Source organism: Leclercia sp. M-A074-M (genome assembly GCF_965195605.1).
Lineage (GTDB): Bacteria > Pseudomonadota > Gammaproteobacteria > Enterobacterales > Enterobacteriaceae > Enterobacter.
This window is the reverse complement of the sequence record NZ_CBDAHM010000012.1, coordinates 71,168-93,465: the sequence shown is the minus strand read 5'-3', so window position 1 is coordinate 93,465 and position 22,298 is coordinate 71,168. Positions and strand designations below refer to the sequence as shown.

General features: G+C 59.1%; 18 protein-coding genes and 1 pseudogene. 10 read left to right on the top strand and 9 right to left on the bottom strand.

Going from position 1 to position 22,298, the window contains the following annotated elements; genetic code table 11:
- The 3 genes and pseudogenes from ACOKCT_RS20495 to ACOKCT_RS20485 form a co-directional block, all read right to left on the bottom strand.
- Positions 1-420: a translesion error-prone DNA polymerase V autoproteolytic subunit gene (locus ACOKCT_RS20495; protein ID WP_103179769.1), complete on the bottom strand. Its 420-nt coding sequence runs from the start codon at positions 418-420 to the stop codon at positions 1-3.
- Between the two features lie 280 nt (positions 421-700).
- A complete protein-coding gene (locus tag ACOKCT_RS20490) occupies positions 701-1,585 on the bottom strand; it encodes a dihydrodipicolinate synthase family protein (RefSeq protein ID WP_159339383.1) in 885 nt (294 codons plus the stop codon).
- An 18-nt stretch (positions 1,586-1,603) separates the two neighbouring features.
- A pseudogene (locus ACOKCT_RS20485) lies at positions 1,604-1,838 on the bottom strand (EamA/RhaT family transporter); the annotation flags it as partial.
- 313 nt (positions 1,839-2,151) lie between these two features.
- Here ACOKCT_RS20485 and ACOKCT_RS20480 point away from each other — a divergent pair.
- Positions 2,152-2,334 (top strand): general stress protein, encoded by a 183-nt coding sequence (locus ACOKCT_RS20480; protein WP_103179772.1) that lies wholly within the window; start codon positions 2,152-2,154, stop codon positions 2,332-2,334.
- Positions 2,335-2,455: 121 nt separating this feature from the next.
- The gene (locus tag ACOKCT_RS20475) at positions 2,456-2,674 is read left to right on the top strand and encodes a hypothetical protein (protein ID WP_103179773.1); all 219 of its coding nucleotides are present in this window, start codon (positions 2,456-2,458) and stop codon (positions 2,672-2,674) included.
- Positions 2,675-2,748: 74 nt separating this feature from the next.
- On the opposite strand, the gene ACOKCT_RS20470 is transcribed toward ACOKCT_RS20475, so the two are convergent.
- Both ACOKCT_RS20470 and cybB read right to left on the bottom strand, forming a co-directional pair.
- Positions 2,749-4,017, bottom strand: a complete 1,269-nt coding sequence (locus ACOKCT_RS20470; RefSeq protein WP_420193837.1) for an MFS transporter — start codon at positions 4,015-4,017, stop codon at positions 2,749-2,751.
- Between the two features lie 9 nt (positions 4,018-4,026).
- Complete coding sequence (gene cybB / locus ACOKCT_RS20465) at positions 4,027-4,554, bottom strand: cytochrome b561 (RefSeq protein WP_103179774.1); 528 nt, start codon at positions 4,552-4,554, stop codon at positions 4,027-4,029.
- 184 nt (positions 4,555-4,738) lie between these two features.
- Here cybB and gap point away from each other — a divergent pair, with 184 nt between their 5' ends.
- Positions 4,739-5,740, top strand: coding sequence for a type I glyceraldehyde-3-phosphate dehydrogenase (gene gap, locus ACOKCT_RS20460; RefSeq protein ID WP_103179775.1), 1,002 nt, complete (start codon positions 4,739-4,741; stop codon positions 5,738-5,740).
- A 139-nt stretch (positions 5,741-5,879) separates the two neighbouring features.
- Positions 5,880-6,770: an alpha/beta hydrolase gene (locus tag ACOKCT_RS20455; RefSeq protein ID WP_420193836.1), complete on the top strand. Its 891-nt coding sequence runs from the start codon at positions 5,880-5,882 to the stop codon at positions 6,768-6,770.
- Positions 6,771-6,904: 134 nt separating this feature from the next.
- On the opposite strand, the gene aldA is transcribed toward ACOKCT_RS20455, so the two are convergent.
- On the bottom strand, positions 6,905-8,344 hold the full coding sequence (gene aldA, locus ACOKCT_RS20450) for an aldehyde dehydrogenase (protein ID WP_420193835.1): 1,440 nt from the start codon (positions 8,342-8,344) through the stop codon (positions 6,905-6,907).
- A gap of 199 nt (positions 8,345-8,543) precedes the next feature.
- Positions 8,544-9,347, bottom strand: a complete 804-nt coding sequence (locus ACOKCT_RS20445) for a YdcF family protein (RefSeq protein ID WP_420193834.1) — start codon at positions 9,345-9,347, stop codon at positions 8,544-8,546.
- A 390-nt stretch (positions 9,348-9,737) separates the two neighbouring features.
- On the opposite strand from ACOKCT_RS20445, the gene ACOKCT_RS20440 reads away from it, so the two are divergent.
- From ACOKCT_RS20440 to ACOKCT_RS20420, 5 genes are all read left to right on the top strand, one after another.
- Positions 9,738-11,060, top strand: coding sequence for an MFS transporter (locus ACOKCT_RS20440; RefSeq protein WP_103179779.1), 1,323 nt, complete (start codon positions 9,738-9,740; stop codon positions 11,058-11,060).
- Between the two features lie 152 nt (positions 11,061-11,212).
- Entirely contained in the window at positions 11,213-12,865 is a 1,653-nt protein-coding gene (locus ACOKCT_RS20435) for an MFS transporter (protein ID WP_409201126.1), read from the top strand.
- Positions 12,866-12,908: 43 nt separating this feature from the next.
- Positions 12,909-13,988 carry an HlyD family secretion protein gene (locus ACOKCT_RS20430; RefSeq protein ID WP_103179780.1) on the top strand — a complete coding sequence of 360 codons (1,080 nt, stop codon included), beginning with the start codon at positions 12,909-12,911 and terminating at the stop codon, positions 13,986-13,988.
- Entirely contained in the window at positions 13,985-15,364 is a 1,380-nt protein-coding gene (locus tag ACOKCT_RS20425) for an efflux transporter outer membrane subunit (RefSeq protein ID WP_103179781.1), read from the top strand. Before ACOKCT_RS20430 ends, ACOKCT_RS20425 begins: the two co-directional genes overlap by 4 nt.
- Positions 15,365-15,460: 96 nt before the next feature.
- On the top strand, positions 15,461-16,120 hold the full coding sequence (locus ACOKCT_RS20420; RefSeq protein ID WP_103179782.1) for an O-methyltransferase: 660 nt from the start codon (positions 15,461-15,463) through the stop codon (positions 16,118-16,120).
- Between the two features lie 91 nt (positions 16,121-16,211).
- Here the strand turns inward: ACOKCT_RS20420 and hrpA are convergent, their stop codons facing one another.
- On the bottom strand, positions 16,212-20,114 hold the full coding sequence (gene hrpA / locus ACOKCT_RS20415; RefSeq protein ID WP_420193833.1) for an ATP-dependent RNA helicase HrpA: 3,903 nt from the start codon (positions 20,112-20,114) through the stop codon (positions 16,212-16,214).
- Between the two features lie 202 nt (positions 20,115-20,316).
- Between hrpA and azoR the strand changes: the two genes are divergently transcribed.
- On the top strand, positions 20,317-20,922 hold the full coding sequence (gene azoR / locus ACOKCT_RS20410) for an FMN-dependent NADH-azoreductase (protein WP_103179784.1): 606 nt from the start codon (positions 20,317-20,319) through the stop codon (positions 20,920-20,922).
- Between the two features lie 55 nt (positions 20,923-20,977).
- Here azoR and ACOKCT_RS20405 read toward each other — a convergent pair whose 3' ends face one another.
- Positions 20,978-22,231, bottom strand: coding sequence for an MFS transporter (locus tag ACOKCT_RS20405; RefSeq protein ID WP_220436213.1), 1,254 nt, complete (start codon positions 22,229-22,231; stop codon positions 20,978-20,980).
- Positions 22,232-22,298 lie beyond the last annotated feature (67 nt).

Genomic DNA, 22,298 nt, shown 5'->3' with positions numbered 1-22,298 from the left:
CTAATCCGCCGACTTCACGATATAGGTCACCACGCCAAAGATATCGAGCGACTCTTCGCTGCTCACGAGGATGGGCGAATAAGCGCTGTTCATCGGGTTAAGCTGTACCCGGGGCCGGAGCTGTAGGCGTTTTACCGTAAATTCCCCCTCCACCGCGGCGATAACAATATCCCCGTGCTGCGCCGTTCTGGCGCTGTCGACAATCAGCAGATCGCCGTCGCCGATCCCGGCGTCAATCATCGAATCCCCGGCCGCTTTCACAAAGTAGGTCGAGTTGGGGTGCTGAATAAGTAATTTGTTTAAATCGATACGCTGTTCAACATAGTCCTGGGCCGGACTGGGAAAGCCGCACTGCACCACATCGCTGAAAAGGGGGAGCGCAATCACCTCGCGCAGCGCTGAAAGTTGGTAAAACTCCATGATTCGTTCCTCGAATACTGTTTTTATATACAGTAGTCGTGGCGCGAAGCGCAATCAAGTCGCAGGCCGACAACGGCGGTTTATTACTTAACCGCTTCGCTTACAAGTGATTATTGCAATTAGAAATATTTGTTTTGTAAATGTTTTCTGGTCTGGAGGTCTTCAAACAGGCTGATGAAGGATACAGAGGGTGCGGGCACGCTCCCGCTCCTCTGCCATCAGTTCGGTGATATCGCCAGGCCGCCCGCGCATTGCCCGGCGGCGCTTCGCTTGCACGGGCCTACAAAACCCGCTCTGCCACCTCCTGCAACGCATCCCGCTCCGCCCCCGCCAGCGTCTGCAACGGAAAAGGCAAACACGGCGCCGCAGCCCTTCCCCGCAGCTCCGCCACCGTCGCGATCACCCGCAAACTCCCGTAGCGACGGAAGAATCTCCATAACGGCTCCAGCGCGCCGTTAAGCCGCCGGGTCTCCTCCACATCCCCCCGCAGCGCCGCCTGCGTCAACCGCAGGCAATAATCCGGGAAAAGTCCGGCCAGCACCGAGTACCAGACGTCGCACCCTGCCAGCAGACCGGCAGCCGACTGCGCATCACCGCTGATGCCAATCGTCACCCCCGCCGCCACCTGGCTTTTCAGCTTCGCCACACGGGCTAAGGCGTCAGCCGGATCGGCAGGCAGATCGCCGAGCTTGATGGAACCCATGTTGGGTAAAAACGACAGCGCCTCCAGCAGTTCATCATTAAATTCAAAGCCGCTGGTCGCCGGGTTGTCGTAGATACAGAGCGGAACGGAAATTTCACCGCAGAGGCGCTCGTACAGACGGAACACTTCCTCCGCCGTCAGTTTCTGGTAACAGAGCGGGGCCAGCAGCAGACCGCTCACCCCGGCCTTTTGCGCATCCTCTGCCAGTCTCACGATCTCTTCTGCGTTGACGCTGCCGATACTGGTCATCACCGGCACGCCCGCGGCGGCACTCACCGCCAGCCTTGTGGCGGCGAAACGCTGCTCCCGGGTTAAGTAGGCGTAACTCCCCGTGGAGCCCAGCGCGCCGATGGAATTTACCCCCGCTGCCGCCAGCGCCTCAATCAGCGCAACAAAGGCGTTTTCATCAATCTCCCCCTTTACCAACGGCGTGAGAGGAAATGCGCTCAGACCTGTAAACATCCTGAATCCCTTATAAAATTAGCGGCCAAATTTTCGTGATCCCACGACATAAAGAATCACGTCAAAGATGATAAATACCATTAACGGGCTCACCCTCTCATGCAGCAGCGTGGCGGGAGCCCCAGCCCGAAAAGCCTGTCCCATGCAATGATGCAGGCATTGTCAGCAGAGCGGCAACCACCATGAAAGGTAGTGCGATAATCAGCGCCCGGCTGATCACCTGCCAGCCACCCGATTTACGGGCCATCGCGGCCATTGAGCCTGAGCAGAGCCGCTAAGACTTATCTTAAATTCCCTCAGAAAGGGAATTATTTTATGAATCTGCAAACACCCTTTACCACCCGGAAATTATTCGTCAGATATATAAGGAATGCTAACTTATTTATTAGCGAGGATATATTCCCTGGAGCCGGTGAAAAAATAAAATTTGTTAGCCATGAGCAAGGAAAAAACGCATCGGGAGGCTTATTGACGTTTGTTCCGTTCTGTCTAGATTTATTTGTGCACGCATTTGAGGAAGTTGGTTTTCCTTAAAAGTATTCTCAACGAAAAACTGGAGACAAGTTATGGCTAATCATCGAGGCGGTTCCGGCAATTTCGCAGAAGACCGGGAGCGTGCATCCCAGGCGGGCCGTAAAGGCGGACAGAGTAGCGGCGGTAACTTTAAGAACGACCCGCAGCGGGCATCCGAAGCGGGAAAAAAAGGCGGACAAAATAGTCGCGGTGGCGGACGCAAACCCGCAGCGTAATCCGCTGCGATATATCTTCCGCTAACGGCGATATGTCAGACAATATATTCATGGACGTACCGAGCGGCAATTTTGCCACACCATGCAAACGCAGCCCGATATATTATACGGAGGTTAGAGTATGCATTTGAGACGAAGAGTTCGTAACGCACGCAATAATCATCGCACCCGTGATGATGTTGGCTGGATAATTCCGGAGGATGCAGAGTGTACGCGTTCGCCGGATAGCGGCGGCCCGGCGCTCAATATCATCAAGCGTGATGACGCTGACCGTGAAGTGAGGCTCAGTCAGCGTCAGTCGTACCTGGTCAACGCCATGGCACACCGCGATCTGAAGTAATCAGCTGTTAAGTGATGCAAATTTGTTGTGTTTATTTTTGCCCGGCCTTCCCCGCCGGGCTTTTTATGCCGCCCCTAGCGACGCAACGGCAATCCGGCGCTCTCTTTCGCCCGTAACACCGTCAGGAAGGTGATCAGGGCGGCCATCATGACAAACAGCGCGGGGGCGAGCGGATTGCCACTCTTCAGAACCAGCCAGGCCGAGAACCACGGCGTGATACCGCCAAAGAACGCCACCGCCACGTTATAGGCGATAGCGATACCGCCAAAGCGAATCCGGGTAGGAAACAGCTCCGCGATAGCCGCGCAGCAGGCCCCGTCAAAGGCGGCAATGCAGATCCCCAGCAACAGCATCGCCAGTAGCGCGGAGACGACATCGCCCTGCGCCATCAATCCCATGGCAGGCCAGCTCAGGAGGATAAACCCCATGCAGCCCGCCAGCATCAGCGGCCTGCGGCCAAACCTGTCCGACAGATACCCCATAAAGGGCACCATCACCGCCACAGCTAACAGCCCGAGCGTGGTAATAAGGTATGCCTGCTGCGTCGGAAAGCGCAGCGCCGTCGTCAGGTAGCCGGGAATAAAGGCCTGTAGCATCCAGTGCCCCACCGCCTTGATGACCACAAAACCGATGCAGAAGCCCAGCGCGCGCCGCTCGGTGGTGACCGCCACCTGCAGCGGGGCGGCCTCGGTTTTATGGCTTTGCTTCAGCGCCAGGAATTCGGGAGAGTCTTCAAGATGGGTGCGCAGGTAGAGGCCAATCCAGCCCAGCGGCCCGGCGAGCAGGAAGGGAATGCGCCAGCCCCACGCATTCATCGCCGCCTCTCCCAGCACCGTGGTGAGCAGCAGCACCAGGCCAGAGGCGGCAACAAAGGCCAGAAAGCCGAAGTTATCGATCCAGCTGGTAAAGTAGCCCCGGCGGCGGGCGGGAGCATATTCCGCCAGAAAGGTGGTGGCTCCTGCGCTTTCGCCCCCGGCGGCAAATCCCTGAACCAGACGCACCAGCACCAGCAGCACCGTGGCGAGAAGCCCCACCTGCGAATAAGTGGGCAGCAGTCCGATCAGAAAGGTGGCGCCCGAGGTCAGCATGATCACCGACGCCAGCACCCTCCGGCGTCCGATGCGGTCCCCGAGGGAGCCAAACCACAGCCCGCCCAGCGGACGCATCACAAACCCGGCGCCAAAGACCGCGAACGACGACAGCAGCGCCAACGCCGGATCGTCAGCCTGGAAAAAGTGCAGGCCAATAAACGCGGCCAGCGTGCCGTAAAGCCCAAAATCGAACCATTCAACAAAATGGCCGACACCGGTGGCAAACAGCACTTTGCGCAGCTTACGGGACACAGGATCCCCTTAGCGTTTTTTCGGCATCATGCGCAGGAGGGTATTGTCTTTCCAGTAGTAGTGGTGAAGCAGCGCGGCAAAGGCGTGGATCCCGATAACGAAATAGCCCAGCTTCGCCAGGGTGACGTGCCACGCTTTCAGCGTGTCCACGAGATCAAAATTGGACTCGGCGGCGTGCGGCATCCCCAGCCCGAACGCAAACCAGGTATTGCCCCGGTTATACATCATCACCAGCCCAATCAGCGGCAGCGCAATAAACAGCAGATAGATGGCGAGGTGCCCCAGATGCGATAAGCCGATATACATCGGTTTTGGCTTAGGCACAATCGGCGGCGCGGGATACTTAAGACGCACCAGCAGACGCGCGACCATCAGCACCAGTACAGAGATGCCGCATGAAACGTGGACCATATTGATCAGTGGGCGGTCGCTGCGGGGGAACCAGCCGCGAAACTCCATGGCACAGTAGGCCACGATCACCAGCAGAAAAACCAGCCAGTGGATCGTGATTTGCAGGCCGGTGTATTTATTGCGCATAGTCTTTCCTGAACAGAAGGCTAAAAAACGTAAAATAACCCAGCTTCAGTTAAAAATTCATTATTTATTCTCCCGGACTTTTCAAAAACTTCCGTGCAGATGAGCCATCTTCAATTGCCTCGCTGGGCTTCATGGTCTAATCCTGGATGAGTTCAACGTCCCGTACATCACACAGGAGAAGATCATGAGTAAGATTGGCATTAACGGTTTTGGTCGTATTGGCCGACTGGTTCTCCGTCGGTTGCTGGAAACGCAGGACAGTAATAGCGTGGTGGCGATTAACGATTTGACGTCGCCAAAAGTGCTGGCCTACCTGTTAAAACATGACTCTAACTATGGCCCCTTCCCCTGGAGCGTCGACTTCACTGAAGACGCGCTGATCGTCGACGGGAAATCCATTTCGGTTTACGCCGAGAAAGAGGCGAAAAACATCCCGTGGCGATCTGCGGGCGTGGATCTGGTAGTGGAGTGCACCGGGTTCTACACCTCGCAGGAGAAATCCCAGGCCCATCTGGACGCGGGCGCCAAAAAAGTGCTGATCTCCGCCCCGGCCGGCGAGATGAAAACCATCGTCTTTAACGTTAACGACGACACCATCGAGGCCAGTGACACCATTATCTCTGTCGCCTCCTGCACCACCAACTGCCTGGCCCCGCTGGCGAAAGTGCTGCACGACGCCTTTGGCATCAAGGCGGGCACCATGACCACCATCCACGCCTATACCGGCACCCAGGCGCTGGTGGATGGGCCGCGCGGCAAGGATCTTCGCGCCTCCCGCGCCGCGGCGGAAAACATCATTCCGCACACCACCGGCGCGGCGAAGGCCATTGGGCTGGTGATCCCCGCCCTGAGCGGCAAGCTGAAAGGCCACGCCCAGCGCGTGCCGGTTAAAACCGGCTCCGTCACCGAGCTGGTCTCTATTCTGGATAAAAAAGTGAGCGTGGATGAGATCCATCAGGCGCTGAAAAAGGCCACTGAGGGCAACGAATCCTTCGGTTATACCGACGAAGAGATTGTCTCGTCCGATGTGATCGGCAGCCACTTTGGGTCGATATTCGATGCCACCCAGACCGAGGTCACCGAGGCGGGCGATGTCCAGCTGGTGAAAACCGTCGCCTGGTACGACAACGAATATGGTTTTGTCACCCAGCTGGTGCGGACCCTGGATAAGTTCGCGGCGCTGTAATCACCCTGCGGACAGCCAGGCTGTCCGCAACCTGTGAAACTGTTCAGGTTTTCATTCCGTTAACCCTGCTATAACAAACGCTTTCCAGAGAGGGAGCGTTAACATGGAAGCACTCAGCCGTGAAACACTCGAATAGAATATGGCCCACGCTGTTAGCCGTTCGGCCACGTTGACCATCTGGCCCGATAATGAAGCCCCGGGCGCACAGACCAGCGACACCGTCTTTACCCCGGAACCCCACCACACCGGTACCTCCCACTTTGATCGCGCCGTCACCGGCATCCGCGCCCCGGAGATAACCGTCTATGCCCCGAGCAAACCTAACGGGGTGGGCATCCTGGTGACGCCGGGCGGGTCATACCGCCGCGTGGTGCTGGATAAAGAGGGCAGCGCGCTGGCCTCCTTCTTTAACGCCCGCGGCTACACCCTGTTTGTGATGACCTACCGCATGCCGGGGGATGGTCATGAAGAGGGGGCCGACGCGCCGCTGGCCGACATCCAGCGCGCCATGCGGGTGATCCGCGCCAGTGCCGGGGAGTGGCAGCTGGATCCGGCGCGGATTGGGGTACTGGGCTTCTCGGCGGGCGGACACGTGGCGGCGAGCCTCGGCACCCGCCATGACGAAACGGTATACGCCCCGCTCGACGCCGCCGACGCGCTATCCGCCCGTCCGGCTTTTATGGCGCTGGTCTATCCGGTGATCACCATGCAGGGCGAACACTACCACCCGGGCTCGCGCCTGGAGCTGATGGGTGACAACCCTGGCGAAGAGCTGATCCGCCGCTATTCGCTGGAAGCGCGCGTCACCCGCGATGCCCCGCCGACCTTCCTGCTGCATGCCGCCGACGATCCGGCGGTGAAGGTCGAGAACAGCCTGGCGATGTTCACCGCCCTGCGCCGCGTTGGGGTGCCGGTTGAGATGCATCTGTTTGAGCGCGGGAGACATGGCTTCGGCATCCGCGATGCCCAGGGGCTGCCGGTGGCCCTCTGGCCGGAGCTGATGATGAACTGGATCGCGAAGAAGGTGTAAGCGGAAGGGTGCAGTCTGGATGCCGGGTGGCGCTGCGCTTACCCGGCCTACAAAACCGGCAAACGGCATCGGACACGTAGGCCGGGTAAGGCGAAGCCGCCACCCGGCAAGCCTCGCGCCACCCGGCGTCTCTATCACGACTGCAAATAGACCACCTGGGTCTGCAAATACTCGTGCAGACCGTGTTTGCCATCCGCGCCGCCGATCCCCGATTTACGCCATCCCGCGTGGAAGCCCTGCATCGCTTCAAAGTTCTCGCGGTTGATATAGGTTTCACCGAACTTCAGCCCTTTAATGGCCTTCATCGCCACGTTCAGATCCTGGGTATAAATCGAAGATGTCAGACCATAATCGCTGTCGTTGGCCATCTTCAGCGCCTCCTCCAGGGTGTCAAATACCACCACCGGCAGCACCGGTCCGAAGGTCTCTTCGTGCATGATGCTCATCTCCTGACGCACGTCCAGCAGCAGCGTTGGCGGATAGAAGTAGCCCTTCCCTTCCACCGCTTTGCCGCCCAGCACCACTTTCGCTCCCTGCTCTACCGCCAGCGCCACCTTCTGCTCAACACGCGCCAGCGCCGCGGCGTTGATCAGCGGGCCCATGGCGATGTCGTTACGCTCGGCCGGGTTGCCAAACTGCACCGCTTTCATCGCTTCGCCCAGACGGTTTGCAAAGCGGTCGTAGATCCCCTTCTGCACATAGACGCGCTCGGCGCAGTTACAGACCTGCCCGGTGTTGATCACCCGCGAGTCAACAATCGCCTTCACCGCCAGCTCCAGATCTGCGTCGTCCATCACGATAGCCGGGGCTTTACCGCCCAGCTCGAGGCACACTTTGGTGATGTTCTTCGCGGCGGCGGCCATGATCTTCTCGCCTGCGGCCACGCTGCCGGTCATGCTGACCATCGCCACTTTCGGGTTGCCCGCCAGCTCCTGGCCCACGGTTTCCCCGCGACCCAGCACCAGGTTAAAGACCCCTTTCGGCAGGCCGATCTCGTCGACGATTTTGGCAAAGGCGATGGCGTTATTTGGAGTGAATTCGCTCGGCTTAATCACGATGGTGTTGCCGGTCAGCAGCGCAGGCGCCAGCTTGCGGGCAATCAGGAAGAAGGGGAAGTTCCACGGCAGGATGCCGGTGGTAACCCCCAGGGCGCGTTTGAACAGCAGGATGTTTTCGCCCGGACGATCGCTCTGGATAATTTCGCCCTCGTAGCGGCGGGCCCACTCCGCCATGTAGTCGAGATAGTCGGCGGTGAAGGCGACCTCAACCTCCGCGAGCTGCTGGATCTTACCGCCTTCAGCAACAATCAGGGCGCTAATCTCACTGGCGCGCTCGCGAATGCCTGCCGCGATTTTACGCAGCCAGCCTGCGCGCTGGATGGCAGGCAGCGCCTCCCAGGCCTCCTGGGCGCGTTCGGCTGCGTCTATCGCCTTACGGGCATCTTCGGCACTGCCGTCGGGAATACGGGAAATGACCTCTTCGGTGGCCGGATTGATGACATCAATCCAGGCATCACCCTGCCAGGCTACAAACTGTCCATCGATATACATAGGATGTTGTACGGGTACTGTCATGACTCGCTCCTGTAATTACACTGTTTTTAACAAGTAAAATTATTGTTAAAAACTACAGTTCCCGATCCTCAATCCCAGCGTATCGCGCTGTTTTTGTGAGATATCTCATAAAAGAAACGGGTCAGCAGGAGGAAAACATTACATTCCGGCAACAGAGAGTTGCCCGTTTGCGTCAAACTCATCGCAAACGGGCAACGCGTTACAGCAGCGCGCGGCTGGCCAGCGCTTCGGTGAGCACCGCATCATGACGCAGGATCTGCCAGGCGGCCTCTACCTCGGCAGGAATATCCACATGCACGATAAAATCGCGGCCAAGCGGACCGTAGCCATTGATGTCATCCCGCAGGCGCGGGAGCTCGCCCAGCACCAGCGACAGATAGCGCTCGACGGGCCATAGCCCCTCGCCGCCGCCGCGAAACACCAGACCGTCATCACTGTTTTGCAGCTGCGGCACAATGCCAGGATGGCTGGTCCACGCCGGGGCATCCGGCTTATCACGATATATACGGGCAAAGGTCGCCATCGTCCGCCGCTGCATGGTCGGGTCCTGCACCACAATCCCGCGCTTCACCGCCAGAGGATGGTGCTGGATCATGGCGGCGCTGAAGCGGGCATTTTCACCGCAGTTGGTGGACTGATCTTCCACCAGCAGCCGTTCCGGCGGAACAGACCAGAACTCCCGGGCGATCTCCGCCAGAATGGTGGCTTCCGCTTTGCCAGTGGTGCGCACCTTGTTATAGCGGGGATGCTGCGCGATGGCGGCATATAAAAAGGTGGTGGAATGGCCTATCCCGCCGCTGATCAGCAGCGGCACGGCAAGCTCCGATGCCAGACGGCAGGCTGCGTCGATGGAGGGGATCACCGCATTACCGGCCAGCACCACCAGATCCGGCTGTAGCGCGGGCGGATTGTAAGGCAGATTGTCTTCAGCGAGCCAGGCGCCGACTGTATTGACCGCAGACAGGGTTTTATCCGGCAGAGACGGGAAGATTGTGAGACTCATCGTTACCTCCTTCCAGCAAGTAAGTTCAGGGTAACGCGCGGGCCGTCGGTTAACAGAGGATCCCTCTGAAAGCGAAATCGGCAGTTACCTTATAAGAATAGTCATTAAACTGAAATAACCAGAAACGTCCAAAAATCAGGCGGTTGCACCTGCATTATATGCTGTAACTTAGGCCATTAAAAAAATTAAGCGCCAGAAATATCGCCATTAAAAGCAGTGATTGCTGCTTATTTCAGCGTGATCTGACCAGTTTTCACCTCGTCCTGCTTGCCAAAAGTAACAGCTCTCCCTAAGTTGCTTAACAATTCGACAACCTTTTACTCTTATCGGGTTGCACCCGAAGCGCGCCGGGTGTCACCCGCTTCATCATCCACTGGGCGGGATCACGGTATGACACAACAACACGAAAGCAGTACCGCAGTTTTACGCAAAAATAAAAAGGTGCTGGTCGCCAGCCTCACCGGCAGCGCCATTGAATGGTTTGACTATTTTCTTTACGGCACAGCCGCGGCGCTGGTGTTCAACAAGATCTTCTTCCCGATGGTCGACCCGGTCATCGGCCTGATTTTGTCCTATCTCTCGTTCTCGTTAACTTTCTTTATCCGCCCCATCGGGGGGGTGATATTCGCCCACATCGGGGATCGTATCGGGCGCAAAAAAACGCTGGTGTTAACCCTATCGTTGATGGGGGGTGCAACCGTGATGATTGGGCTGTTACCTACCTATGAGCAGATTGGCCTCTGGGCCCCGGCCCTGCTGATCCTGATGCGCATTATTCAGGGAATGGGAATTGGCGGCGAATGGGGCGGTGCTCTGCTGCTGGCTTATGAATATGCGCCTGAGAAGCGCAAAGGCTTCTTTGGCAGCATTCCTCAGGCGGGGGTCACCATCGGCATGCTGATGGCGACCTTTATCGTCTCGCTGATGACGCTCTTCAGCGAAGAGGATTTCCTCTCCTGGGGCTGGCGTATTCCGTTCCTGCTGAGTTCGGTGCTGGTGCTGCTCGGCCTGTGGATCCGTAAGGATATCGACGAAACGCCGGAGTTTAAAAAGGTGAAATCCTCCGGCAAGGTGGCCAAAGCTCCGCTGCGCGATACGCTGAAATACCACTGGCGCGAAGTGCTGATCGCCGCCGGGCTAAAAGTGGTTGAGACCGCGCCCTTCTACATCTTCTCCACCTTTGTGGTCAGCTACGCCACTACCACGCTCAGCTATCAAAAATCGCAGGCGCTGGAGGCCGTGACCCTCGGGGCGCTGGTCGCCACCATCATGATCCCGCTGATGGGATTGCTGTCGGATAAGGTTGGTCGCCAGCGAATGTATGCCGTCAGCGTCTTTGTCCTCGGCCTGTTTATCGTGCCGTGGTTTATGCTGCTCAACACCGGCACCACGTGGGGCATCGTGCTGGCTACCGTCATCGCTTTCGGCGTGCTGTGGGCGCCGGTCACCGCGGTACTCGGCACCCTCTGTTCAGAAATTTTCACCGCCAACGTGCGCTACACCGGCATCACCCTCGGCTATCAGCTGGGCGCAGCCCTGGCGGGCGGCACCGCGCCGCTGATTGCCACCGGCCTGCTGGCGAAATATAACGGCGACTGGGTGCCGGTGGCCTGGTATCTGGCGGTCACAGTGACCATCTCCCTGATTGCGATCTTCTGTGCCAGCCGGGTTAAACGCGCCCCGGTCATCAACGCACAAACCCACGAACTCTGATCCCCAGGCGGCCAGCACTTGCTGGCCGCTGTCATACTTACCGCTCACATTTGATTAACCCGCTATTATCATATTCACTTGAAACAGACTTTGCGTCAGACGTAGAATCATTAGCCCACTAACTATCATCAATGCGACAGGTAATAAACGCTATGCGACTGCCCCAACGCGACCCTTATGCTCCTCGCGAGTGGCAGCCTCACGAAAAGCCAATGCTGTTAGGCTCCCCCTCCACCCCGATCCACAGCACGCCCAAACGGGTGGCCTACGGTGTGGTGGGACTGCTGGTATGCCTTACCGGCGCGCTGGGCAATGCCATGGTTTCGGCCAACCTGCAAAATCTGCAGGGCACCTTTGCCGCCTGGTCCACCGAGATCGCCTGGCTGCCCGCGGTGTACGTGATGACTAACGTGTCGATAAACCTGCTGCTGGTGAAGTTTCGCCAGCAGTTCGGCCTGCGCGCCTTTACCGAAGGGTTCCTGGTGCTCTATGTGCTGGTGACCTTCTTTCACCTCTTCGTCAACGATCTCAGCTCGGCCCTGATGGTGCGCGCCGCCCACGGCATGGTGGCCGCGGCGCTCAGCTCGCTTGGGATCTACTATCAGATCCAGGCCTGGCCGGCGAAACACCGCCTGAAGGCCCTGACCATTGGTATCACCGGTTCCTCGCTGGCGATCCCCATTGCGCGGCTCTTTTCCACCGAGCTGCTGCAGCTGGACGAGTGGCGCGGGCTCTATCTCTTTGAGCTGGGTCTGGCGCTGATCTCGCTGGGCTGCGTCATCGCCCTCAAGCTCCCCCCTGGCGACCGGCGCAAGGTGTTCGAGAAGAAAGATTTCATCACCTTTATCCTGCTGGCTCCGGGGATGGCGCTGCTCTGCGCGGTGCTCTCCCTTGGGCGGCTGGAGTGGTGGTTTGAAACGCCGTGGATCGGCTGGGCGCTGGCAGGTTCGCTGGTGCTGATTGTCTCGGCGGTGGTCTTCGAACATAACCGCAGCAACCCACTGCTGAATACCCGCTGGCTCTCCAGCGGCAGCATTCTGCGCCTGGGGCTGATTATGCTGCTGATCCGCATCGTGCTGGCGGAGCAGAATACCGGGGTGATTGGCTGGTTGCAGTATGTCGGGTTGCAGAACGAGCAGATGACCCACCTGGCCTGGGCGATTTTTGCCGGCATCCTCTGCGGCATCGCCGCAAGCTGCCTGACCATCAAACCGACAAAGCTCGCCTGGCCGATTGTCACCTCGCTGGTGCTGATGATTATCGCCTCGCTGCTCGACAGCCAGTCCAGCAGCCTCACCCGCCCGGATCAGCTAATGCTGAGCCAGTTCCTGCTGGGTTTCGGCAGTGCATTCTTCCTGGCCCCGGCGATGCTGGCCGGGATTGGCGGGGTGATTGCCGATCCGCGCAACCTGGTCAGTTTTTCGGTGCTGTTCGGCATGAGCCAGAACATCGGCGGGCTGTTGGGTTCCGCCATTCTCGGCACCTTCCAGACCTGGCGTGAGAAGTACCACTCCAGCCTGCTGGCGGAACAGCTCACCAGCCTTAATCCGCTGGTGAACGAGCGCCTGCAGATCTACAGCCAGATGTACCGGAGCCTGATTGGCGACAGCGCCCTACTGAGCACCCAGTCGGCGTTGCAACTACAGAACGCCAGCACGCTGCAGGCAAATATTCTCGCTTACAACGATACTTATCTTCTGACGGCTGGCATTGCCAGCGCCACGCTGGTGTGGATCCTGTGGCGTTTGCTGCGGCTTCGTATCACGGCCCGTCTGGCGCTGAGAAAGGCCACCGGCAGTAAATAATGGTTTATACAATAATGATGATTGTGCGTTCCCAGGAGTGGTTATGAGTCAGCAGGATGCCGCTAAAGAGCAGGCCAGTACCCGTAATAATCTGCGCGTGGTGTCAGTGTTCGCCGCTGCCGCCATCGGCATCGTTGGCGTGTTGGTGATCCTCTACGCCTGGCAGTTACCGCCGTTTACCCGCCATACCCAGTTTACCGATAACGCCTACGTGCGCGGCCAGACCACCTTTATCAGCCCGCAGGTGAACGGCTATATCACCGAGGTCAGGGTGCAGGATTTTGAGCGCGTCAGGAAGGGTGACCTGCTGCTACAGATTGACGATCGTATCTACCGCCAGCGGGTACACCAGGCTGAGGCCCAGCTGGCGATGAAAATTGCCGCGCTGAACAACAACCTGCAACAGCGCAAAAGCGCCGAGGCGGTGATCCAGCGTAACGAAGCGGCGCTGAAAAACGCCCGGGCCCAGAGCCAGAAGACCCAGGCCGACTTAAAGCGGGTGAAGGACTTAACCGCCGACGGCTCGCTCTCCATTCGTGAGCGGGATGCGGCGCTGGCGAGTGCCGCCCAGGGCAGCGCCGACATCGACCAGGCGAAGGCCACGCTGGAGATGTCGCGCCAGGATCTGCAAACCGCCATCGTTAACCGCGCCGCGCTGGAGGCTGACGTCGAAAACGCGAAGGCGGCCCTAGAGCTGGCGCAGATCGACCTGCAAAATACCCGTATCGTGGCGCCACGCGACGGCCAGCTCGGGCAAATTGCGGTGCGTTTAGGCGCCTATGTGACCGCCGGAACCCACCTCACTACCCTGGTGCCGCCGCAGCACTGGGTGATCGCCAATATCAAAGAGACCCAGCTGGCAAACCTGCGCGTTGGCCAGCCGGTGAAATTCACCGTCGATGCCCTGAACGACAAAGCCTATGAAGGCCGGGTGCAGAGCATCTCCCCCGCCACCGGGGTGGAGTTCAGCGCCATTACGCCCGATAACGCCACCGGGAACTTCGTCAAGATTGCCCAGCGTATTCCGGTGCGTATTGAAGTATTAGGCAAGCCGGAGGAGTCGGCCCTGCTGCGTCCTGGCATGTCGGTGCAGGTGACCATTGATACCCGGGAGGCAGAATGATCCGCCGCCCGCTAACCGCCCTGCTGATTGCCGCCGCCCTGAGCGCCTGCCAGTCGGTGGATGTTGAGCCAGCGAAGCCGACGCTACAGATCCCCGCCCAGTGGCGCGCCAGCACCGGCCCTGCCAGCCCGGCTGAGCAGATGTGGTGGCGCAATTTTCACGACAATCATCTCAACGCTTACGTTGACCAGGCCCTGCGTAACAACAGTGACGTGCTGATTGCCCGGGAGCGAATCAACGAGTACCAGGCGCGGGTCTACGCCAGCGAGGGTAACCTGTTTCCGACCCTGGATGCCGATCTCAATGCGGGTCGCGCCCGTTCTCAGTCGGCGGCAACCGGTCTGCCAACCTATGGGGCGCTCTACAAAGGCAGCCTGACTGCCAGCTACGACGTAGACATCTGGGGGGCGAACCGCCGCACCACCGATGCCGCCCGGGCGAGCCTCGAGGCGCAAAAGGCGGCCGCCGCCGCGGCCGATCTGACGGTGGCCTCCTCGGTGGCCTCGGGGTACGTCACCCTGCTGGCGCTGGACGAGCAGCTTAAGGTCACGCAGTCGACCCTCAAAGCGCGGGAAGAGGCCTTTAACCTGGCACAGCGGCAGTATCAGACCGGCTACAGTTCGCGCCTGGAGCTGATGCAGTCCGACTCCGAGTTGCGCTCGACGCGGGCGCAGATCCCGCAGGTGCAGAACCAGATTGCCCGTCAGGAGAATGCGCTCAGCCTGCTGCTGGGGGGTAATCCGGGGAGTATCGCCCGCAGTGACGATTTCGATGCTCTGACGCCGCTGCGTATCCCGTCGCAACTGCCCTCAACGCTGCTTAATCGCCGCCCGGATATTGTGCAGGCGGAACGCCAGCTCATTGCCGCCGATGCCTCGCTTGCGGCTTCGCGCGCCAGTCTGCTGCCATCGATCAACCTGACCGCGAGCGGATCGATCCAGGATCGCACCCTGCCCGGTCTGCTGGACAACCCGCTGGAGCTGTGGAGCATCGGCGGCAGTATTCTGGCCCCGCTGCTGAACCGTCAGGCGCTGAACGCCCAGGTGGATATCGGCCAGTCGCAGCGCAACCAGGCGCTCTACAGCTATGAAAAAACCGTGCGCAATGCCTTTAAAGAGGTGAACGATAGCCTGGATGCCATCGCCCGCTATGGCGAGCAGTTGACCGAGCTGGTGGCGCAGCAGGCGGTCGCCCAGGAGACGCTGCGTATCGCCCAGAATCGCTACCGCAACGGCTATTCATCCTATCTGGACGTGCTCGACGCCCAGCGCACGCTGTTCTCGGTGCAGACCAGCGTGGTGCAGGCGAAAAATAACCTGCTGCTGGCGCAGATCGATCTGTATAAGGCACTGGGCGGCGGCTGGTCGGCATCGTAAACGCCGGGCGGCGCATGCGCTTGCCCGGCCTACAGGTTTCATAGGCCCGTGCAAGCGTAGCGCCGCCGGGCAATATACGTACTAAGGGGTCAATCTATGCAACAACAGTGGTCTGCCGTAGATAATTACATGATTTCCGAGCTTATTCCTCAGGATGAGGTGCTGCAAAAGGTCCTTGATAATAACCAGCGCGCCGGGTTACCAGCCCACGACGTCGCCGCCAATCAGGGGCAGTTACTGGCGCTGTTTGTCCGCATGACCCAGGCGAGGCGCATTCTGGAGATTGGCACCCTCGGGGCTTACAGCAGTATCTGGATGGCGCGCGCCCTGCCCGCGGATGGCAAGCTGATCACGCTGGAGGCCGACCCGGTTCACGCTCAGGTCGCCCGGCAGAACATTCATCTGGCGGGACTGGAGCAGCGTATTGAGCTGATCGAAGGTCCGGCCCTGCTCTCCCTTGAGCGCTTCGATGCGATCCCGCCTTTTGATCTGATCTTTATCGATGCCGATAAACCGAATAACCCGGGCTATCTGGAGTGGGCGCTGCATTACTCCCGGCCGGGGACGGTGATCATCGGCGATAACGTGGTGCGGGACGGAGAAGTGGTTAACGGCCAGAGCGACGACGCCCGGGTACACGGGGTGCGGCGGTTTATTGAGATGATCGGCGATAATCCGCGCCTGACCGCCACCGCGTTACAGACGGTGGGTGTGAAAGGATGGGATGGGTTTACGCTGGCGATGGTGAACGGTTAAAGAAATGCCCGGTGGCGCTACGCCTACCGGGCCTACAACAACTTCATGGCAGGATTGTAGGCCGGGCAAGCGCATGCGCCGCCCGGCGATGTTAAGCCGAGATCTGCTCCATCGCCTGCAAAATCCGCTTATCGGAGATGGGGTATGGCGTCCCCAGCTGCTGGGCAAAGAAGCTGACGCGCAGCTCTTCAATCATCCAGCGGATCTCCTGTACATCTTCGTCATCGCGGCGGGCCGGTGGCAGCTTGTTCAGCCACTGCTGCCAGCGCTGCTGCACCGCTTCCACCTTCAACATCTGCGCCCGGTCGCGGTGCGGATCGATCGCCATCTTCTCCAGACGTTTTTCAATCGCCTGCAAATAGCGCAGCGTATCGCCTAAACGCTTGTACCCGTTGCCGGTCACAAACCCGCGATAGACCAGCCCCGCCATCTGCGCTTTTACGTCCGAGAGCCCCAGCGCCATGGTCATATCTACCCGCCCTTTCAGGCGCTTGTTGATATTGAACACCGCAGTCAGGATCTGTTCGACCTGCTTCGCAATGTTGACCACAGTCTCGTTGAGCTCAGCGCGCACTTTTTCGTGCAGTTGCGCAAACCCCTCTTCGGTCCAGACCGGGCCGCCAGCAGCGTTGATCAGCTGATCCACGCCGCAGGAGATGCAGTCGTCGATCAGATCCAGCACCTTGCCGTACGGGTTAAAGTAGAGCCCCAGCTTGGCCTTGTTCGGCAGCTTCTCGTGCAGATATTTGATCGGCGACGGGATGTTCAACAGCAACAGACGGCGCAGCCCGCGCCACATCGCCTGCTGCTGCTCCTGCGGATTATCGAACAGCTTGATCGCCACGCTCTCGCGCTCGTCCACCAGCGCGGGCCAGGCTTTCACCTTGTAGTTGCCGCGCTTCTGCTCGTAGCTTTCCGGCAGCTGACCAAAGCTCCAGATATGCAGCCCGCTCTGTTCGATACCGTCGTCGGCCACGGCAGAGAGGGTCTCCTGGACCTTGCCTTTTAAGGCCTCTTTCAGTTCGGTCAGGGAGCGACCTTCCTGCAGCTTTCTGTTTTTATCATCCACTACCCGGAAGCTAATTTTCAGGTGATCGGGCACCTGATCCCAGTGCCAGTCTTCGCGGTCGATGGTGACGCCCGTCATGCGACGCAGCTCGCGCTCCAGCGAATCCAGCAGCGGCAGCTCCAGCGGCGTGGCGCGGCCTAAAAACGCCTCGGCGTAGTTCGGCGCAGGCACAAAGTTGCGGCGCACCGGTTTTGGCAGCGATTTAATCAGAGCGATAACCAGCTCGCGGCGCAGGCCGGGGATCTGCCACTCAAACCCGCTCTCCTCCACCTGGTTGAGCAGCGGCAGCGGGATATGCACGGTCACGCCGTCGGCATCGGTGCCCGGTTCAAACTGGTAGCTCAGGCGCAGCTTGAGGTTGCCCTGGTGCCAGAAGTTCGGGTAGTCGAGCTTGCTGACCTGCTCCGCCCCCTCTTTGATCAACATGCTCTTTTCAAAGTTGAGCAGGTCCGGGGTCTCGCGGCTGACTTTTTTCCACCAGTTGTCAAAGTGGCGGGCAGAAATCACGTCGTGGCTGATGCGCTGGTCGTAAAACTCAAACAGCGTCTCGTCATCCACCAGGATGTCGCGGCGACGGGTTTTGTGCTCCAGCTCTTCCACTTCGCTGCGCAGCTTGAGATTTTCCCGGAAGAAGGCGTGGCGCGTCTGCCAGTCCCCCTCCACCAGCGCGTGGCGGATAAACAGTTCGCGGCTGAGCGCCGGGTCGATCTGGCTGTAGTTGACCTTACGCGCCGCCACCACCGGCAGACCGTAGACGGTGACCTTCTCGGTGGCCATTACCGCCCCCTGCGCCCGCTCCCAGTGCGGCTCACTGTATGAGCGCTTCAGCAGATGCTGCGCCACCGGTTCGACCCACTCCGGATCGATGCGTGCGGCAATGCGGCCCCACAGACGGCTGGTCTCCACCAGCTCGGCCACCATCGTCCACTTCGGCGGCTTTTTGAACAGGCCGGAGCCGGGGAAGATGGCGAAGCGGGCGTTACGCGCCCCGGTAAATTCCTGCTTATCGGCATCTTTCATGCCGATATGCGACAGCAGACCGGTCAGCAGCGCGATATGAATTTCGCGGTACTCCGCCGGCTCGCTGTTGACCGGAATGCCCAGCTCTTTCACCACCTGGCGCAGCTGGGTGTAGATATCCTGCCACTCGCGCACCCGCAGGTAGTTAAGGAAATCGACCCGGCACTGGCGGCGGAACTGGTTTGAGGAAAGCGCTTTCTGCTGCTCGCCGATGTAGTTCCACAGGTTCACAAAGGCAAGGAAGTCGGACTCTTTATCGTGGAAACGGCGGTGCTTCTCGTCGGAGGCCTGCTGTTTGTCCATCGGGCGCTCGCGCGGATCCTGGATGGAGAGCGCCGAAGTGATAATCATCGCCTCACGCACGCAGCCATGTTTTTGCGCCTCCAGCACCATCCGCGCCAGGCGCGGGTCAACCGGCAGCTGGCTGAGCTGGCGCCCCATGGGGGTCAGCTTGTAGACCGTGGCCTGCTCGTCGGTGGTGATCGCCCCCAGCTCCTCCAGCAGGCGCACGCCGTCCTGGATGTTGCGCTTGTCCGGCGCTTCCACAAACGGGAAGGCGGCGATATCGCCCAGTCCGAGGGCAGTCATCTGCAGAATAACCGACGCCAGGTTGGTACGCAGAATTTCCGGGTCGGTAAACTCCGGGCGCGAGAGGAAATCGTCTTCCGAATAGAGACGGATACAGATCCCTTCCGAGACACGTCCGCAGCGGCCCTTACGCTGGTTGGCGGAGGCCTGCGACACCGGCTCGATCGGCAGTCGCTGCACCTTGGTGCGGTAGCTGTAGCGGCTGATACGCGCCGTGCCGGGGTCGATCACATATTTAATGCCCGGCACGGTAAGGGACGTTTCCGCCACGTTGGTCGCCAGCACGATCCGGCGACCGCTGTGGGCCTGGAAGACGCGGTTCTGCTCGCTGTTGGAGAGACGTGCATACAGCGGCAGGATCTCGGTATGGCGCAGGTCGCGTTTGCTCAGCGCGTCGGCGGTATCGCGGATTTCGCGCTCGCCGCTCATAAAGATCAGGATATCGCCCGGGCTTTCATTTCCCAGCTCATCCACCGCATCGAAAATGGCCTGGAGCTGATCGCGCTCGGTGTCGTCGGCGTCTTCCACCATCGGACGATAGCGGACCTCAACCGGATAGGTGCGCCCCGAGACTTCGATAATCGGCGCATTGTTGAAATGACGCGAAAAACGTTCCGGGTCGATGGTGGCCGAGGTGATGATCACTTTCAGATCCGGGCGACGCGGCAGCAGCTCCCGCAGGTAGCCCAGCAGGAAGTCGATGTTCAGGCTGCGCTCGTGCGCTTCATCGATGATGATGGTGTCATACTGCATCAGCAGCCGGTCCTGCTGGATCTCCGCCAGCAGAATGCCGTCGGTCATCAGCTTGACCATGGTGTTGTCGCTGACGTGATCGCTGAAGCGCACCTTATAGCCGATGCAGCCGCCCGGCTCGGTTTGCAGCTCTTCGGCAATACGGTTCGCCACCGTTCGCGCCGCCAGACGACGCGGCTGGGTGTGGCCGATCAGGCCCTTGATCCCGCGCCCCAGCTCCATACAAATTTTTGGCAGCTGGGTGGTTTTGCCGGAGCCGGTCTCCCCCGCCACAATCACCACCTGGTGATCGCGCACGGCTTCGAGGATCGCCTGTTTTTTCTGGCTGACGGGCAGGTTTTCCGGATAGGTAATGGCCGGGCGCGCGGCTTCGCGCAGCACAACCTTACCCGCCGCCTGTTCAATCTCTTTCGCCATCTCCTGGAAAATGGCCTGTTGTGCATCAGGATTTTTAACCTTCTTTACCCCATGCAGGCGGCGGGCAAAGCGCTGTTTGTCACGCAACATCAGCGGATCCAACTGTTGCATAAGCATCGGGAAGGTTAATTTCTGTTGTTCTGTCATAGCGTTAACGGGCAGTGCACTGCCGGATAAAATCTCTTTGTAATGATTGCTATAGAGTACCACATCGCGGGTTTTTGCGCCTTATTCAAAAAATTCGAACATAGACTTCGATATATTGCGCTATCCCTGCGACAGGATTGTGAATAGAGTGTCAGCAAGCAACGGGGCAACCCCCTCATCAAATACAACAAAGGAATCACCCATGAGCAAAGTATTAGTTCTTAAATCCAGTATTCTGGCAGGGTACTCTCAGTCTGGTCAGCTGTCTGATTATTTCGTTGAACAGTGGCGTGAACAGCACAGCGGTGACGAAATCACCGTCCGCGATCTGGCCGCTCAGCCTGTTCCGGTACTGGATGGTGAGCTGGTGGGTGCCCTGCGTCCGAGCGATGCGCCACTGACGCCACGTCAGCAGGAAGCGCTGGCGCTCTCCGATGAGCTGATTGCCGAGCTGAAAGCCCACGACGTGATCGTGATTAACGCGCCGATGTATAACTTCAACATCCCGACCCAGCTGAAGAACTACTTCGACCTGGTAGCGCGTGCGGGCGTCACCTTCCGCTACACCGAGAAAGGACCAGAAGGTCTGGTTACCGGTAAACGTGCGATTGTGCTTTCAAGCCGTGGCGGTATTCACAAAGATACCCCAACTGACCTGGTAGCGCCGTATCTGACCCTGTTCCTGGGCTTCATCGGCATCACCGACGTGAACTTCGTCTTTGCTGAAGGTATCGCTTACGGTCCGGAAGTGGCGGCCAAAGCGCAGAACGACGCGAAAGCGGCTATCGACAGCCTGGTCGCGGCGTAAGATCCAACGCTGAAATCTCGCCGGGGAGTGGTGCATGCATCACTCCCCGGCGCTTTTATGTCTCCTGCAAACGAGCCAGCATCCGTGCCCGGCTGAGATAAATAATCGCGCACAGCAGCAGGCTGAGCAAGGCCGTGCAGATAAAGACCCCCGCCCCGGTCATGGCGAGCATCACCCCGCCGATTAACGGCCCGACCGCAACCCCCAGCGTCGATAACGTTGAGGCCCCCAGATAGGCACCCCGGTGCTCCGCCGGCGCGAGCTGATCGAGCAAAATATTCAGGTTTGGCATCAGAATCGCCTCCCCCATACTGAAGACGGCGGTAAAGGTCAGCCAGATCCACACCTCCGTTGAACGGGTGGCAAAAAAGCAGAGCTGCGATAAGGCGAAAATGGCACCGCCCAGAAGTATCCGTTTCGGCAGGTTAATCTGCGCCATAAACCGCACAATCAAGCTCTGAAACACCAGCACGGTGCAGGCATTGGTGACCAGGATCAGGGTGATGAGCTTCACCGCCCCGTTGCCATCCAGTAACATCAGATACTGCGGCAGGACGGCTTCATAATGGATAAAAACGATACTGCACAAGATGCTACACAGCAGCGCCGCAACATAAATTCGGTCTTTGGCGATAATCCCCATCATCTGATGCAGCCTGATGGCCGGCGCGCTGCCGGACTGCGGCTCGCCCACCAGTTTCCCTGCCGGGATAAACAGCAGTACATAGACGAAAAATGGCAGATAGGTTAAGCCCGTGATCAGGAATGTCCCCTTCTGGGATGTCAGGCCAAAGACCAGACCCACCAGCGGGCCAAACACCGCCGCGACGTTGATCAGGTAGTAGCGCATTTGCAGGGCCAGCGCTCGGCGACGGCGATCGCCCAGCAGATCGCTCATCAGCGCGCGCACCGGGGGATCGACCCAGGCAAAACAGACCCCGATGATCATCAGGCCGGTGATAAACAGCCCCATCCCGCTCGCCTGCGCCAGCGTGATATAGCCCACGGCGGAGAACCCGCACCCCAACAGAAGGATCACCCGCCGCCCCATGCGGTCCGAAATCTGCCCGCCGTACATGCCGAGCACCACCGAGATCAGGGCGCTGCTGGTCATCGCCACGCCAATGGCGATGGGAGACATATGGTAATTCTGGGTCATGATGACGGCGATAAAGGGCCATGCCATAAAATAGCTAAACCGTATAACGAAGGTAAAAAAGAGCAGCGCGTGTACGGTTGCAGGAAATGTTTTTAGCGTCTGAAAAAGCCCCGGTGCCGCGCAGATTTCAGCGGCGGGTTTGGTTGTCATAGGTTGTCCTGTTGGTTATTTTTAATTGTTCTGTTGGCCACGAAATATAGCTGGCTAACTAGTAATA

Bases quoted from the DNA above. Each gene is read 5' to 3' on its own strand.
- ACOKCT_RS20495 (WP_103179769.1), bottom strand. From the start codon at position 420: ATGGAGTTTTACCAACTTTCAGCGCTGCGCGAGGTGATTGCGCTCCCC.
- ACOKCT_RS20490 (WP_159339383.1), bottom strand. From the start codon at position 1,585: ATGTTTACAGGTCTGAGCGCATTTCCTCTCACGCCGTTGGTAAAGGGG.
- ACOKCT_RS20480 (WP_103179772.1), top strand. From the start codon at position 2,152: ATGGCTAATCATCGAGGCGGTTCCGGCAATTTCGCAGAAGACCGGGAG.
- ACOKCT_RS20475 (WP_103179773.1), top strand. From the start codon at position 2,456: ATGCATTTGAGACGAAGAGTTCGTAACGCACGCAATAATCATCGCACC.
- cybB (WP_103179774.1), bottom strand. From the start codon at position 4,554: ATGCGCAATAAATACACCGGCCTGCAAATCACGATCCACTGGCTGGTT.
- gap (WP_103179775.1), top strand. From the start codon at position 4,739: ATGAGTAAGATTGGCATTAACGGTTTTGGTCGTATTGGCCGACTGGTT.
- ACOKCT_RS20455 (WP_420193836.1), top strand. From the start codon at position 5,880: ATGGCCCACGCTGTTAGCCGTTCGGCCACGTTGACCATCTGGCCCGAT.
- aldA (WP_420193835.1), bottom strand. From the start codon at position 8,344: ATGACAGTACCCGTACAACATCCTATGTATATCGATGGACAGTTTGTA.
- ACOKCT_RS20445 (WP_420193834.1), bottom strand. From the start codon at position 9,347: ATGAGTCTCACAATCTTCCCGTCTCTGCCGGATAAAACCCTGTCTGCG.
- ACOKCT_RS20440 (WP_103179779.1), top strand. From the start codon at position 9,738: ATGACACAACAACACGAAAGCAGTACCGCAGTTTTACGCAAAAATAAA.
- ACOKCT_RS20435 (WP_409201126.1), top strand. From the start codon at position 11,213: ATGCGACTGCCCCAACGCGACCCTTATGCTCCTCGCGAGTGGCAGCCT.
- ACOKCT_RS20430 (WP_103179780.1), top strand. From the start codon at position 12,909: ATGAGTCAGCAGGATGCCGCTAAAGAGCAGGCCAGTACCCGTAATAAT.
- ACOKCT_RS20425 (WP_103179781.1), top strand. From the start codon at position 13,985: ATGATCCGCCGCCCGCTAACCGCCCTGCTGATTGCCGCCGCCCTGAGC.
- ACOKCT_RS20420 (WP_103179782.1), top strand. From the start codon at position 15,461: ATGCAACAACAGTGGTCTGCCGTAGATAATTACATGATTTCCGAGCTT.
- hrpA (WP_420193833.1), bottom strand. From the start codon at position 20,114: ATGACAGAACAACAGAAATTAACCTTCCCGATGCTTATGCAACAGTTG.
- azoR (WP_103179784.1), top strand. From the start codon at position 20,317: ATGAGCAAAGTATTAGTTCTTAAATCCAGTATTCTGGCAGGGTACTCT.
- ACOKCT_RS20405 (WP_220436213.1), bottom strand. From the start codon at position 22,231: ATGACAACCAAACCCGCCGCTGAAATCTGCGCGGCACCGGGGCTTTTT.